The 13076-nt window shown below is 54.3% G+C and carries 13 protein-coding genes and 1 pseudogene; 9 read left to right on the top strand and 5 right to left on the bottom strand.

The annotated features are described in order from the left end of the window. Positions 1-390: 390 nt before the first annotated feature. On the top strand, positions 391-1395 hold the full coding sequence (locus LAC65_RS17750; RefSeq protein WP_040113709.1) for an ABC transporter substrate-binding protein: 1005 nt from the start codon (positions 391-393) through the stop codon (positions 1393-1395). 62 nt (positions 1396-1457) lie between these two features. Here LAC65_RS17750 and LAC65_RS17755 read toward each other — a convergent pair whose 3' ends face one another. Next, positions 1458-2060, bottom strand: coding sequence for a TetR/AcrR family transcriptional regulator (locus tag LAC65_RS17755; RefSeq protein WP_040113711.1), 603 nt, complete (start codon positions 2058-2060; stop codon positions 1458-1460). A 138-nt stretch (positions 2061-2198) separates the two neighbouring features. On the opposite strand from LAC65_RS17755, the gene LAC65_RS17760 reads away from it, so the two are divergent. The 3 genes from LAC65_RS17760 (at position 2199) to LAC65_RS17770 (ending at position 3837) form a co-directional block, all read left to right on the top strand. After that, a complete protein-coding gene (locus LAC65_RS17760) occupies positions 2199-2600 on the top strand; it encodes a RidA family protein (RefSeq protein ID WP_040113713.1) in 402 nt (133 codons plus the stop codon). Between the two features lie 151 nt (positions 2601-2751). After that, positions 2752-3318, top strand: coding sequence for a TetR/AcrR family transcriptional regulator (locus LAC65_RS17765; protein WP_040113714.1), 567 nt, complete (start codon positions 2752-2754; stop codon positions 3316-3318). A gap of 42 nt (positions 3319-3360) precedes the next feature. Then, on the top strand, positions 3361-3837 hold the full coding sequence (locus tag LAC65_RS17770) for a nuclear transport factor 2 family protein (RefSeq protein ID WP_040113716.1): 477 nt from the start codon (positions 3361-3363) through the stop codon (positions 3835-3837). Positions 3838-3881: 44 nt separating this feature from the next. Here LAC65_RS17770 and LAC65_RS17775 read toward each other — a convergent pair whose 3' ends face one another. Continuing rightward, positions 3882-5201, bottom strand: a complete 1320-nt coding sequence (locus tag LAC65_RS17775) for a D-serine ammonia-lyase (protein ID WP_040113718.1) — start codon at positions 5199-5201, stop codon at positions 3882-3884. Positions 5202-5412: 211 nt separating this feature from the next. On the opposite strand from LAC65_RS17775, the gene dsdC reads away from it, so the two are divergent. From dsdC to LAC65_RS17800, 5 genes and pseudogenes are all read left to right on the top strand, one after another. After that, positions 5413-6336, top strand: coding sequence for a DNA-binding transcriptional regulator DsdC (dsdC, locus tag LAC65_RS17780; protein ID WP_224144879.1), 924 nt, complete (start codon positions 5413-5415; stop codon positions 6334-6336). A 124-nt stretch (positions 6337-6460) separates the two neighbouring features. Beyond that, positions 6461-6838 carry a peptidase gene (locus LAC65_RS17785; protein WP_040113719.1) on the top strand — a complete coding sequence of 126 codons (378 nt, stop codon included), beginning with the start codon at positions 6461-6463 and terminating at the stop codon, positions 6836-6838. Between the two features lie 2 nt (positions 6839-6840). Next, positions 6841-7068 (top strand): annotated as a pseudogene (locus LAC65_RS17790) (Y-family DNA polymerase); the annotation flags it as partial. 73 nt (positions 7069-7141) lie between these two features. Next, positions 7142-8131 (top strand): tyrosine-type recombinase/integrase, encoded by a 990-nt coding sequence (locus LAC65_RS17795; RefSeq protein WP_040113722.1) that lies wholly within the window; start codon positions 7142-7144, stop codon positions 8129-8131. After that, on the top strand, positions 8131-10257 hold the full coding sequence (locus tag LAC65_RS17800; protein ID WP_224144880.1) for a tyrosine-type recombinase/integrase: 2127 nt from the start codon (positions 8131-8133) through the stop codon (positions 10255-10257). Before LAC65_RS17795 ends, LAC65_RS17800 begins: the two co-directional genes overlap by 1 nt. 230 nt (positions 10258-10487) lie before the next feature. Here LAC65_RS17800 and copM read toward each other — a convergent pair whose 3' ends face one another. The 3 genes from copM to LAC65_RS17815 form a co-directional block, all read right to left on the bottom strand. Further along, entirely contained in the window at positions 10488-10838 is a 351-nt protein-coding gene (gene copM, locus LAC65_RS17805) for a CopM family metallochaperone (RefSeq protein WP_040113726.1), read from the bottom strand. Between the two features lie 144 nt (positions 10839-10982). Next, positions 10983-12380 (bottom strand): heavy metal sensor histidine kinase, encoded by a 1398-nt coding sequence (locus tag LAC65_RS17810; RefSeq protein ID WP_224144881.1) that lies wholly within the window; start codon positions 12378-12380, stop codon positions 10983-10985. Next, complete coding sequence (locus LAC65_RS17815; RefSeq protein ID WP_007708057.1) at positions 12377-13057, bottom strand: heavy metal response regulator transcription factor; 681 nt, start codon at positions 13055-13057, stop codon at positions 12377-12379. Before LAC65_RS17815 ends, LAC65_RS17810 begins: the two co-directional genes overlap by 4 nt. Positions 13058-13076: the final 19 nt, after the last annotated feature.

The raw sequence follows: 13076 nt of genomic DNA on the forward strand, positions 1-13076 counted from the left end.
GATATATTTCTGGCCAATCCGGTGCTACCGGATGCCAGGGGCACCGCAGACTTAATCACATTTGATACAGTTCCATATTAACGGGCAGGTTTTCATTTATACGCCAGGCAGTCGGTTAACTTACAAAAATCGTTATATACTCACTGATATAGCGGTAAGTAATGATGCCTGCCCTATCGACAGCTCTCCGAAAATTTCATGTTGGTTAAACGGTGGATCCTGGTGAAGACAACGTTCACCTGCGCAATGTTATTGCGCTGCTATGCCGGTATATGCCGTAAATGAACAACCTGCGATGGGCGTTAATGCTTTGCCAGACGCACCTTTTGCAACCGACAGGAAAGCGACGTTATTTCCAGGCAACTCAGCTTCTGACAGGGATATTTACTAATGAAAAGCCTGCAATGGGCACTACCGCTTCTGGTCGTAAGCGCTCTGGCATCGGCTCAGACAGTCACTGACGACAGCGGAAAAAAGATTGAATTGAGCCAGCCGGTGCTGCACATAGCCGATGCCTGGTTTGCCCACCACTCTCTGCTTATGACGCTGGGCGCCGGCGATCGGATTGTGGCAACCGTAAACCATCCGGCGGACCGGCCGTGGATGTTTAAGGTACAGCCATCGTTAAATCAGGCGCTCCAGGCACACGGTAAAACCTTTAACAGTGAAGCGCTGGTGGCACGCAACGTTGATGCGATTTTTGTACCCGCTAACGATCCCGATGCAGAGTCTTATCGTCTGGCCGGTATTCCCGTACTGGCAATGAATTTTGATGATTTTGACTCGATGAAACGCTCACTCACTACCACGGCTCAGGTGGTCGGCACACCGGCAGCGGCCGCGCGAGCCCGGGCTTATAATCGCTATCTGGATACGCAAATCGCTGCTATTCAGACCAAAACGGCCGCGCTTGCGGAGAGTGAACGCCCGCGCGTGCTGCATATTCAGTCGCTGCATCCGCTGAAGGTAGATGGCCGGAATACCCTGATTGATACCTGGATCAGGCTTGCGGGTGGCCGGAACGTCGCCGCCTCCGTGGATGGCAATATGCGCCCTGTTTCACCGGAGGAGGTGATACGCTGGGATCCGGATGTGATTATTATCGGTGCCGGCGCGGGAACCCTGGCTGACTCTGACTACAAATCGCTGTTCGCCAGCGTAAAAGCCGTGAAGCAGCAGCAGGTGTGGCAGAATCCATCGGGTGTCTTTCCCTGGGATCGCTACGGCACTGAAGTCGCACTGCAAATCCAGTGGGCTGCCAAAAAACTGCATCCGGCGCTGTTTGCAACGCGCGATCTGGTTGACGCCACTCAGGAATTTTACCGGACATTTTACGATTACCCGCTGAGCAAACAGGATGCGCAGCGTATTCTGCAGGCACTGCCTCCAGGTTGAGGCAGGCAGGATTTTGCAATATTCGTTGATAAGCTGTGGTATCCAGACCAATTAAAGCGGCGTTATGGCTGCGCAACACTTTCCAGCAGACCGCCGAAGAGCAGAGTAAACGCCTGAATAGCTTTTGGTAATGCCTGTTGTGGATTACCGCTGGCAGCGACCCATAGCGCGGCATTCAGTGCCGCGCCATTTAACAGCCACGCAGCCGCATCCGCATCGACTGATTTGATTACGCGACGTTCAATCAGATCGGTAATACTCTCACGCGTAGCACTGAGGCAGTTATTCTGACTCGGCCATTTTGCAGGATCGCCAAGAAAAGCGGGACCATCAAGCAGCACAATGCGCCGGACCTCTTCATCCAGCGCCATCCTGATATAGGCTATCCCTTCAGCTAGGAGCGTTTGCTGGTCGTTATCGGAGTGAACCGCTTCACGTTTAGCGCGTTGCGCCATTTCAGAATCGATCTGCGTCACTACCGCGGCGAGCAAGCCTTTTTTATCCCCAAAGTTATGGTAAAGCGCCCCGCGCGTCAGACCGACACTGGCAGTCAAATCGTCCATTGATGCAGCTGCAAATCCCTTTTCAGCGAACGCTTTGCGCGCAGCTGCAATCAACTTTTTCCGGTTTTCTTCCATCGTTTCTGTGCGGCGTCTGGTAACCATATACTTCTCCTGCTGCTAACGCCGCGCATGCCATTTGACATACGCAGCGTATGTGTGATTAATTTTACATACGCCGCGTATATTAATTGTTTTATTTATGCTGCGCATCCCCTGTTGTTCTCCCACAAAGGAGTCCCTGTGACCCAGCCAACACCCGTTTTTCCTGCTCATCGCCACGCTCTTTATGAACAGCATCGTTATTCTGCAGCAATCCGCTCTGGCGATTTATTATTTGTTTCCGGGCAGGTGGGTAGCCGCGACGACGGCACCCCGGAGCCGGACTTTGCAACCCAGGTACAGCTTGCCTTTGAGAATCTCAGAGCCACGCTCGCTGTGGCAGGGTGTACGTTCAAAGATATGATTGATGTAACTACTTTTCATACCGACCCGGAAAACCAGTTTTCAACCATCATGCAGGTAAAACAGACTCTTTTTCCGGCGCCGCCCTACCCCAACTGGACCGCCGTGGGCGTTAACTGGCTGGCAGGGTTTGATTTTGAGATAAAGGTTATCGCCCGCATTCCTGAGTCTCAGGCATAAAAACGTTGCAGAGCAATATCAGGGAGAGCCAGCTTACGGCTCTCCCTTTTTGATCCGCTCAGTCAGCATTGCATAGCTGTCTGTCGCCCCGGTGATAGCCTCCTGCTAAAAAAACGTTGACGAGGTAGAACGATCGTTCTACCTTAAGGCCATGAACAAAACATCAGGCAGTACCCGGGAAAAAATTCTCAAGAGCGCTGAGCAGCTGATTTATCAGAACGGTATCCACGCCATGGGCATGGATCTTCTGGTCAAAACCTCAGGCGTCGCCAGAAAAAGTATTTATCATCACTTCGCCAGTAAAGAGGAGGTGGCATCAGCCGCGCTGAGCGTGCGCGATGAGCAGTGGATGGCGTGGTTCAGAAGCGCGTCCGATCAAGGCAATACGCCGCAGGATCGCATTCTGAATATGTTTACCGCGCTGAAAAGCTGGTTTGAGTCAGAGGGTTTCCGCGGCTGCGCATTTATCAACACCGCCGGTGAGACAGGCAACCCTGACGATACCGTTCGCCAGATAGCGAAAACCCACAAGCAGAAGTTACTGGATTACGCCCTGGAGCTCAGCAAAGAGATGAATGTTGCACATCCCGAGGCGCTGGCCAGACAGCTGCTGATTCTGATAGAGGGCGCCATTACCGCGTCCTATGTTATGGGGAGCGGGAGCGCGGCCGACGACGCACGGGATATTGCGAAAATGCTGCTGGAGCAGGTTTCCTGAAGCCTGCGTACTCATCAAATTTGAATTAACAGGAGTTTTACCATGTCTGATTCATACCAACGCCCGCCGCTTCCTCCTTTCACCCGCGAAACGGCCATCGAAAAGGTGCGCCTGGCTGAAGATGGCTGGAACAGCCGCGATGCGGCTAAAGTCGCACTGGCTTACTCAGCGGACACACAATGGCGCAACCGCACCGAGTTTGCTCATAACCGTGAAGAAGCCGAAGCGTTTCTGGCCCGTAAATGGAAAAAAGAGCTTGAGTATCGTCTTATCAAGGAGCTCTGGGCGTTTGATGGCAACCGCATTGCTGTCCGCTACGCCTATGAATGGCGCGATGATTCAGGTAACTGGTTCCGCTCTTACGGCAATGAAAACTGGGAGTTTGAAGGCGATGGCCTGATGAAGCGCCGTTTTGCCTGTATCAACGATATGCCTATTAAAGAGAGCGAACGCAAATTTTTCTGGCCGCTGGGACGTCGTCCGGACGATCATCCGGGGCTGACTGCGCTGGGGTTGTAACGGCGGCAGGGCAGCTCGCGTGACTGCCCTGCTGCATGGGTTTATCAGCAGCTGGCTTTAGCGAGGTAGCGCTGCATTTCATCAGCAGGAACCATGCCGCCACCTGTCGCCCAGACAAGCTGCGTGGCCTGCTGCAGCTGCTGCGGAGTGATACCCTGCTGTGCCAGATAAGCGGGGCTTGCCGCGATGCGCTGCGGCCCCTGCATGCCCGCCAGCGCGGAAGGTTCCAGCTGAATACCTTCCGTTTCATCCAGCATGGCAAGCAGCGTAAACAGGGTGCGATCGCTGAGCGTATAGCAGCCGTCGATCAGCTGCGCCATCGCCCGGCCGACAAAGCCGGAGGCGCGGCCCACCGCCAGTCCATCCGCAGCGGTTTTATTGTCGATACCGATATCCTGCACCGCAATACCATCGTGCAGGCCGGTGCTCATTCCCAGCAGCATACAGGGTGAATGGGTTGGCTCCGCAAAAAAGCAGTGAACGTTATCGCCAAAAGCCAGCTTCAGGCCAAAGGCGACGCCTCCCGGGCCGCCACCCACGCCACAGGGCAGATACACAAAAAGCGGATGGGAGGCATCCACAGTAATGCCTTTCTCCTTCAGCTGCTCTGGCAGGCGCAGGCCGGCAACGGCATAGCCCAGAAACAGCGTGCGTGAATTTTCATCATCAATAAAGAAGCAGTCGGGATCGGACTCCGCCGCTTTGCGGCCCTGCTCCACGGCGACGCCGTAATCCTGCTCATACTCAATCACGTGCGCTCCACGCCTGCGCAGCAGCGCTTTCTTCCACTGACGCGCATCTACCGACATATGAACGGTAACGTGAAACCCGAGGCGGGCACTCATTATGCCGATCGAAAGGCCCAGGTTGCCCGTTGAACCTACTGCTATTTTATGCTGGCTGAAAAACTGACGGTGCGCCGGAGAAAGCAGCTGGCTGTAGTCATCGGCTGGCGTGATAAGCCCCGCCTCCAGCGCCAGCTTCTCTGCGTGCGCGAGAACTTCGTAAATGCCGCCGCGCGCTTTGATGGAACCTGAAACGGGCAGATGGCTATCTTTTTTCAGCCAGAGTCTGCCTGGCAGCGGCGCACGCTGCGCCAGCCGCGCCTGCATCGCGGGTAGAAGTACCATATCTGACTCAATAATACCGCCGCTTTCAGCCGTTTCCGGAAAGGCGGCGGCGATCAGCGGAGCGAAACGGCGCAGGCGGGCTTCGGCATCTTCAGCCTCTTCACGCGTCAGTCCCGTATGCAGGAGCCCCCTCTCTGCCGTCGTCACCTGATCGTTAAACCAGATGGTTTCACGTAGCGCCCTCAGATCGCTTACCGCCGGTACAGACCGGAGTTTTTCAGTTAAATCAGTCATGGTTACTCTCATTCAGCCCGACGCATCAAAAGAAAACAGAGCGTTATTTATATGCACGCGGCTGCGCGGTGACAAACGATGGTTTTTCAACTTAACATGAGCTCAGCTAACTCAACAGGCGAGCACGCATTGTGCATTTTTATCTGCAACGTCCACGCCGGTTAAATAACTAATCGCTAAATCAGCAGCTTAAACAGTAAAGGTGAAAAATGTGTTCTCTGAGATGCGTGAAATAGAGGGTGGCCAGCTGGGACGTCTTTTCACCTTTGAAGCCGCTGCCCGCCACGGCTCGTTTGCCGGAGCGGCGGCGGCGCTGGCACTGACGCCCAGCGCTGTCAGCCACCGTATCAGCCAGCTGGAAAGAGAGCTCGGTATCTCGCTGTTCACCCGTTTACACCGCAGGGTGCTGCTGACCGAAGAGGGTGAGCGGATCTTCAATGCCATGAGTACCTCACTCGACTACCTCAACCGGGAAATTCAGGGCATCAGAAATCAGGGATCCAGCGGAAGGCTTACGGTTTACAGTCGCCCGTCGTTTGCGCACGCCTGGCTTGCACCGGCGGTGGCCTCTTTTCTGGAGCAAAACCCCGCTATCGATCTCGTTATTAATACCGGAAACGAACCGGTCGACCTGCATAAAATGGGTGCCGATCTGGCCATCTGTTTTGATGCTGACGTGCCGGACAGATTTCACCTGGACCCGCTGATGGATGAACATATTATTCCGGTTTGCAGCCCGCGCTACGCTGCACAATTCAGGCTGACGGACTGCCCGGAGAATCTCCGGAGCTGTCGCCTGCTGCACGATCGTCAGGCGTGGAGTATCGATTCCGGAGAAAATGAATGGCGGTTGTGGGCAGCGCATTTTGACGTGGATATTACGGCAGCGCGCCGTGCCGAATTCGATCAGGCAGAGCTTGCGGTTGCTGCAGCGATAAACCATGCCGGCATCGCGATGGGACGTAAGGCGCTGGTGAAACAGCGTATCGCCTCTGGCGAACTGATAACGCCTTTCCCGCGCCTGGCGCTGCTGTGCAGCGAACGGTATTACATCGCTACCCGCGCCGACAGACGCTGGCCAAAAACAGAAACCTTTATCCGCTGGCTGCAGGAAACCGCGGCGAAAGAGAAATAATTACGCTCATAGTATCGTCACGCTGGCAGAGCAGGATCACGGCGTAAACCGCGCTATTTTTAAGCAGATCGGGTATAATAGCCGGACACTTGCCCACCCTTTTTATCCTCAGCGAAACAGGCATATGGCATTTCAGAATCCGGCTCAAAACTTTATCGAAGCGCGCCTGAACCTGGGTGATATCGTCTCGCTGTCGCCCTGGTCCACCTACCTGATGCGCAGTGATACAGCCTGCCCGGAGGCGGGTATCGTCAAAGGCTCAGTGCTGGCAGTTGATCGGGCACTGACGCCGCGGCACGGTCAGATTATTGTGGCGGAATTTGAGGGTGAACTGGTGCTGCGCAGGTTACTGCTGAAACCCGTTCCGGCGCTGCAGTCGCTGGAGAGGTCCGATGCTATCGTTCTGCTCGACGAGAACCAGCCGCTGCCGGTGTGGGGCGTGGTGGCTTATGCGCTTAATGATATCGCGGGCCAGGGTTTCACCGGGCCTGCAGGAGAATAGGTATGTTTGCGCTTGCTGATGCCAACAATTTTTACGCCTCCTGTGAAACCATTTTCAGGCCCGATCTGCGCGGCAAACCCGTTTGCGTGGTATCAAATAATGATGGCTGCGTGATTGCCCGTTCAGCTGAAGCAAAGCGCATGGGTATAAAGATGGCCGCCCCCTGGTTTAAGCATGAACGCTATTTTCGTGACAATGGCGTACACGTTTTCAGTTCTAACTATGAGCTTTAGTAAGTTAAGTGGAATGCAACATTTGCGGTATAGACTTTAGCCAGTTGTCCTGAACTGAAAGGGGAAGGCCGTGAACACAAAAACACATTCCACTTCGGCTTTGCTGCTGGCCGGGCAGTGGCTTAAAATTCTTTCGAATTTAGGAAGAGCCAGCTCAACTATTAAAGCCTATCGAAGTGCCCTGACGCATTTTTTTGCCTTCTGTGAAATACACGATATTGCTCCTGAAAGGGCTTCCTTTGAAGACATTGCAGGATATATCCGCCCTCAGCTCCCTGATATGCCGTCACCCGTTGCCAGCGCCACACTCCAGTTGCGCATTTCAGCTCTTCGCCTCTGGTATGACTTTCTGATCTACCAGGATATTTGCCGTCTCAACCCGTTACCCCGTTCGGGTTTGCCTGGTGCCATTTATACCGGGCGAGGCCTGATCCCACGTATCACCCGCCTCCCCGTTATTCCCGATGACGGGCAGTGGCTCAGGTTCCTGAAACACGTTTCTGCCGCGTCCCTGCGTGACCGGCTGATGCTTGCTCTGGCGTATTATGGCGCGCTCCGGCGTACGGAAGTGACGGCTCTGAGGCTTGAGGACATTGATCTGGCTCACCGCCTGATACGCATCCGCGCAGAGACGACGAAAAACAGACGGGAAAGAATGGTCTGCTACAGCGCTGACGTTGCGCGGGTACTGGCAAATCATTTCCAACAGCTACGGCTGGCAGGCTGGTCAGGCGGTGCTCTGTTCCGTTCCGCCTCTGACCGTAATTACGGCGCTCCGCTCTCGTTCTGGAGCTGGAGTAAAACCGTGCGGAAATGGGCGACAGAGACTGATCAGCCAGACATCACCACGCATACTTTTCGTCACCTCCGGCTGACGCACCTGGCACGGGCCGGATGGAAACTGCATGAACTGGCTACGTATGCAGGGCACAGGGACCCGCGTACCACACAAATTTATATTCATCTGTCGGGAACGGATATGGCTGCCCGCATGGCTGCTGCCGTCGCTGAAACCGACCGGAAGATCGCAGAGCTTATCTTTCAGGCGGGGGCAGTGTGATGAAAGCAGAAACAGGAATTCATAACATTTATGTCCCTTTCAGTCGTTCAGACTATCAGCTGAATAATGTGTTAAACACTGAAGAGCGCGAGGCGTTAAGCACCGGGCACAAACGTACCTCTGCTCTGAGCCAGCAAGGTCCGCTGTCATCTTTACTGCGGCCTCTTCAGGATATTGCCGACCGCAGCGGCACAAGTGACAGACTCGTCAGGATTATCATTTCTGCCGTTCTGGCGGAAATACACCGGACAGGGCAACCCTGCTGGCTGTGGGGATCAGAAAAGTGGCTGACGCTGTGCCAGCAGCACCGTTCAGGCAGGCCCCTTATTGCGGCTTTTGCCTTCCATCTTGGCCCGTTCCCCTCACCGTTCGATCTGCCGCATCATGGTGCCCCGTCGCTGTACGCCTGTGCCATCTATGGCCGGGAATTTTTCACACAGGAACTTAACCGGCTGACGGAAGCTCTGGTTTCACTGGGATACAAACGCAGGAACCAGAAAAATCAGCTGTCAGCCCTGCTGGGCATACTGATGATGATGAACAGTAATCCTCAGCTCGAAAGCTTCACGACTGATCTCCTGTGGCGCGCGCAGAAATATCACGATCGCGGGATCGCAAAGACAGTGGGCAGAGTTTCGCATGCGCTTGCCGCAATGGGCATCATCAAAAGCCCCGTGCGTATGCGCAATTACCAGGAGTGGCGCGAAAAACCGACAGAAGACATCGCACAGGCCTGGGTAGCATGCTGTCGGCGGTGGAGGGAAACCTCAGTGCTTCGTCCCCGATCCAGAGAGAGCCAGTACAGTTTTATCCTCCGCTGCGGCCTGTGGCTCGCCCGGGAGCATCCGGAAATACGCGAGCCGTCCGACTGGACAATGGAGATCTGCGCAAGCTTCATTGCAACAGTCGGAAGAATGAAAGTCGATGAACTTTCTCTGGGCACGGCACAGGGGATGCGCCGGTCTTCCCGTTCCGGAGAACCCATGCTGCCAAACTCCCGCGCCGGTTTTGTGTATGCCGTCCGCCGCTTTATGATTGACTACGAGAGCTGGGGATGGGGACGGCTGAAATTCAGTCCGTCCCGCCATCTCTCCACGCCTGATACGCCGCTGTTTCGTCAGGGCGTCAACCCCCGGGTTATTGATGATCCGGTCTGGCTGAAACTGGTATGGGCAAGTCTGAACCTGCGTCAGGAAGATTTGCTGAGTGAAATTCATTATCCCCTGTCTATGCTGCAGGCTATGGCGGTCATCTGGACGCATGCAGGGCTGCGCCAGAATGAGCTGATGCGCCTGACCGCAGGCTGCATCATTCCACAATCGGAAGATATTAACCGGGACGACGGCAGTACCATTCCTGCCGGGACCCTTTGCTACCTTAATGTGCCAGCTGGCAAGACCTCTAAAGCCTTTGTTAAACCGGTTTCTGCTGCAGTGAAAAAGTATGTCGATATCTGGCTGGCAGAGCGACCAGAAGAGCAGGCAGCGCTGACGGATGAACGCACCGGTGAAAAGGTCCGTTTCCTGTTTCAGTACCGGGGCAAAGCCGTGGGAAGAGATATAATAAACCGCACCGTTATTCCGGTTCTCTGTGCCAGAGCGGGGATGCCGGAGGAAGACAGCCGGGGTCCCATTACCAGCCACCGGGGGCGAGCATCGGCCGTGACAGCACTGGCCAGTGTTCCTCAGGGCATGTCGCTATACGAGCTGATGCAGTGGTCAGGTCACTCTTCGCCGCAGTCTACGATGCATTATATTCGTATACGGCCGACACAGCTGGCAGCCTCTTTTGTGAAGGCGGACCGGGTCGCGCATATGATGAGCGTGCTGATTGACCATGATCCGCTTGCCGTCAGCCTCACCGGTCCGGCAATATATTATGATCTCGGCGATTCGTACTGTATGAATCCTTTCTGGAGCAACTGCCCGCACCGGATGGCGTGCATCGGTTGTGACTTTAATCTGCCAAAACAGAGTGCAAGAGGACTTCTGCTCGAAAGTAAGGCGTCCGTAAAAAGATATCTGGAGGAGGTGCCGCTGACGGTTGACGAGAGAGCCATCGTGGAGGGAGATACGGAAAAACTGGAGGCTGCTCTGAGAAAAAGCAGTAAGGTTCTCATCCGGTAAAACATCTGTCCGGACAGCATATTATTTCAGGTAAGTAGCAGCACAGTGCGTGAGTTCTGCGTCGTAACAGAAAGTCAGCAGTCAAAGCTGATTCACTGAGCCATACCTCTTTTTTCCGCAGTCATTCCGGTTTAGATTATTTCTTTTTTCTGCCTGAAAAAAGATAAATAAGGGCCCTCTCAGGGGCCCTGCCGGTCGGTTGAAATCAGTCTTCTGATGTCAGCTGTAAACTATTTATTCAGCCATTTTTCCAGATGTTCAATCTCCGCCTTCTGTGCTTTGATGACATCTTCAGCCATATTTCTCATTTCAGGATCTTTTCCGTACTTCAGCTCTGTTTCGGCCATGGCTATCGCGCCTTTATGGTGCTCAGCCATGCCTCTGGCAAAAGCCCTGTCTGCATCCTGCTCCTTCATCGCATCCATCATGCTGCGGTGCATATTCTGCATGCCGGCCATGTATTCTTTTGAAGCTGGAGACATATGCATGTCCTGCGTCATCTTCATATCTGGCTTCTGTGCCATAGCCGCAACTGGCAGAACAACCAGCAGGGAAACCAGGGCTGTCTGTAACTTTTTCATGATCCGTTCCTTTTCTGGGCTAAGAGAATTTAGTTTAGTAAAGCACCCGGGCTCGTTTCACTAAACCGGGAAAGAAATCCTTGGTTTAAAGCAGTTCAGAATTATTACGGGCGACAGCCCGAAGAAAGCGCACATCAACATAAATTATGCTGCCGGTATTTTTACCGTAAACGTAACGATGTCATCGTCCAGAAAAACCTGCAATGTACCGTTGTGAGCCTGAACAACGGCTCGCGTGATGGAAAGGCCCAGGCCAGCACCGTCCGTGTTATGTTGCCGGGACGAGTCGCCCCGGTAAAAGCGATCAAAAAGCCTGTCCAGATTTTCCTGCGTGATGGCTTCCGTGCGGTTAGATATATAAACAAACGCCATCCCGATCTGCTGTTCTGCCCGGATCAGGATCGCCGCGCCGTCTGAAGAGTACTTTATGGCATTGGTTATCAGGTTGCTCAGCGCCCGGCGTAGCATCAGACGATCGCCCTTCATGCTGGCCTCCCCTTCAAGCGTCAGGGTTTTACCGTTTTCAGCGGCCAGCGGCTCGAAAAATTCGATTAGTTCTTCGAGTTCTGCCTTTGCGGAAAAAATCTCATTTTCCAGCGCCAGCAGCCCGTTTTCAGACTTCGCCAGAAACAGCATGTCGCTGCTCATTCTGGCAAGTCGGCCCAGCTCCTCCAGGTTTGAGAAAAGCACTTCCCGGTAGCTGGCAGCGTCACGCTCCCGGGACAGGGCAACCTGCGTCTGCATCATCAGGTTACTTACGGGAGTGCGCAGCTCATGGGCTATGTCAGATGAAAACTCTGACAGGCGCCTGAAAGAGCCCTCCAGTCTCTCCAGCATGCTGTTAAACTCGGCTACGGTAGGCATAAGCTCCGAAGGAAGGTGTCGGGCCGGCAGGCGCTCACTGAGATTATTAACGGTAATAGCCGAAGCCAGCCGGTTTATTTCATTCAGCGGCCGGAGTCCGATGCGGGTGGCAAGCCAGCCCAGCAAGACAGAAAGAAAAATCAGTCCCCCGTTAAGCCACATCAGCCACTCTTTCAGCTGGCCGATAAATTCATCATGAAAGCCAGTATCGTAGGCGGCTGTTATCAGCACGTCCCGGTGCCTGCCCGCGTTCTCTGCACCGATTTTTTTAATCATGACGTTATAGCGCCAGCCGTCTTCCTCCACCGTCTGCAGGGTGTTCAGCTTCAGAGCCTCACCGGCAAAGCGCTCAGCCGGAACCGGGAAGCCGGGAGAGAAATAGTCGGCGAGTATTTGATTATCGGCAGTCCTGATCGACAGATAAAGTCCGCTATGGCCCACCATGGCGTCGGCAAGCTTGCGGGCAAGCCCGACGGTATCAAGCTTTCCTGTACGGACTTCACTTTCCAGCAGTTCGGTAGCCAGCTCAAGCTTACCGGTCAGCAGCGTAAGGTCCTGGCTGCGAAAGTAACTGCCCAGCGCGGCAACCAGCAGAACGCTGGTAAGCAGCCAGACGGACATCATGACACCGGCAAAGACCAGGCTAAGTCTGGAAGTCAGAGACCAGTTACGCTTCATTCTTCACGTATCTCCAGCACGTAGCCAATGCCGCGCACGGTATGGATCAGCTTCGGGCTGAAGTCATCATCCACCTTGCTGCGCAGCCGCCGGACAGCCACATCAATCACGTTAGTGTCACTCTCAAAATTAATATTCCAGACCAGGGAGGAGATGAGATTTCTTGGCAGCACTTCACCGCGACGCTGCAGCAGCAGCTCAAGCAGAACAAACTCTTTTGTGGACAGATGAATTTTTTTGCCGGAACGGCTGACGCTCCGGCGGGATATGTCCATCACCAGGTCAGCTATTTCGTACATGCCGGATGCCAGAGAGCGGTTACGCCTGAGCTGGGTCCGGATACGGGCCAGAAGCTCGGCAAAATCGAACGGCTTGAGCAGATAGTCATCGGCTCCCAGGTCCAGGCCTTTGATTTTTTCGCTGACGTTATCCCTTGCGGTCAGAAACAGCACGGGCTCTTCGTGGCGGGCCATTCTCATCTGCCGCAGAATGTCCCAGCCGTCCAGGGAGGGCAGCATCACATCAAGAATAATCAGGTCGTAGCGCTGCTGAAGGATATGCTCCAGCCCCTGACGGCCGTCATTCACAAGGGTGACGTCATACCCTGCCTCCTGAAGACCCTGTTTCAGGTAAGTCCCGGTTTTAATTTCATCCTCGACGATCAGAAGAGTGGTCATGGTATAAGGGCCCTGCAGC

The sequence above is a fragment of the Pantoea eucrina genome, from assembly GCF_020079945.1.
Classification (GTDB): Bacteria; Pseudomonadota; Gammaproteobacteria; order Enterobacterales; family Enterobacteriaceae; genus Pantoea; species Pantoea eucrina.

Coding starts and splice junctions, on each gene's coding strand:
- LAC65_RS17765 (WP_040113714.1), top strand. CDS start 2,752: ATGAACAAAACATCAGGCAGTACCCGGGAAAAAATTCTCAAGAGCGCT.
- LAC65_RS17800 (WP_224144880.1), top strand. CDS start 8,131: ATGAAAGCAGAAACAGGAATTCATAACATTTATGTCCCTTTCAGTCGT.
- LAC65_RS17750 (WP_040113709.1), top strand. CDS start 391: ATGAAAAGCCTGCAATGGGCACTACCGCTTCTGGTCGTAAGCGCTCTG.
- copM (WP_040113726.1), bottom strand. CDS start 10,838: ATGAAAAAGTTACAGACAGCCCTGGTTTCCCTGCTGGTTGTTCTGCCA.
- LAC65_RS17785 (WP_040113719.1), top strand. CDS start 6,461: ATGGCATTTCAGAATCCGGCTCAAAACTTTATCGAAGCGCGCCTGAAC.
- LAC65_RS17755 (WP_040113711.1), bottom strand. CDS start 2,060: ATGGTTACCAGACGCCGCACAGAAACGATGGAAGAAAACCGGAAAAAG.
- LAC65_RS17770 (WP_040113716.1), top strand. CDS start 3,361: ATGTCTGATTCATACCAACGCCCGCCGCTTCCTCCTTTCACCCGCGAA.
- LAC65_RS17815 (WP_007708057.1), bottom strand. CDS start 13,057: ATGACCACTCTTCTGATCGTCGAGGATGAAATTAAAACCGGGACTTAC.
- LAC65_RS17775 (WP_040113718.1), bottom strand. CDS start 5,201: ATGACTGATTTAACTGAAAAACTCCGGTCTGTACCGGCGGTAAGCGAT.
- LAC65_RS17810 (WP_224144881.1), bottom strand. CDS start 12,380: ATGAAGCGTAACTGGTCTCTGACTTCCAGACTTAGCCTGGTCTTTGCC.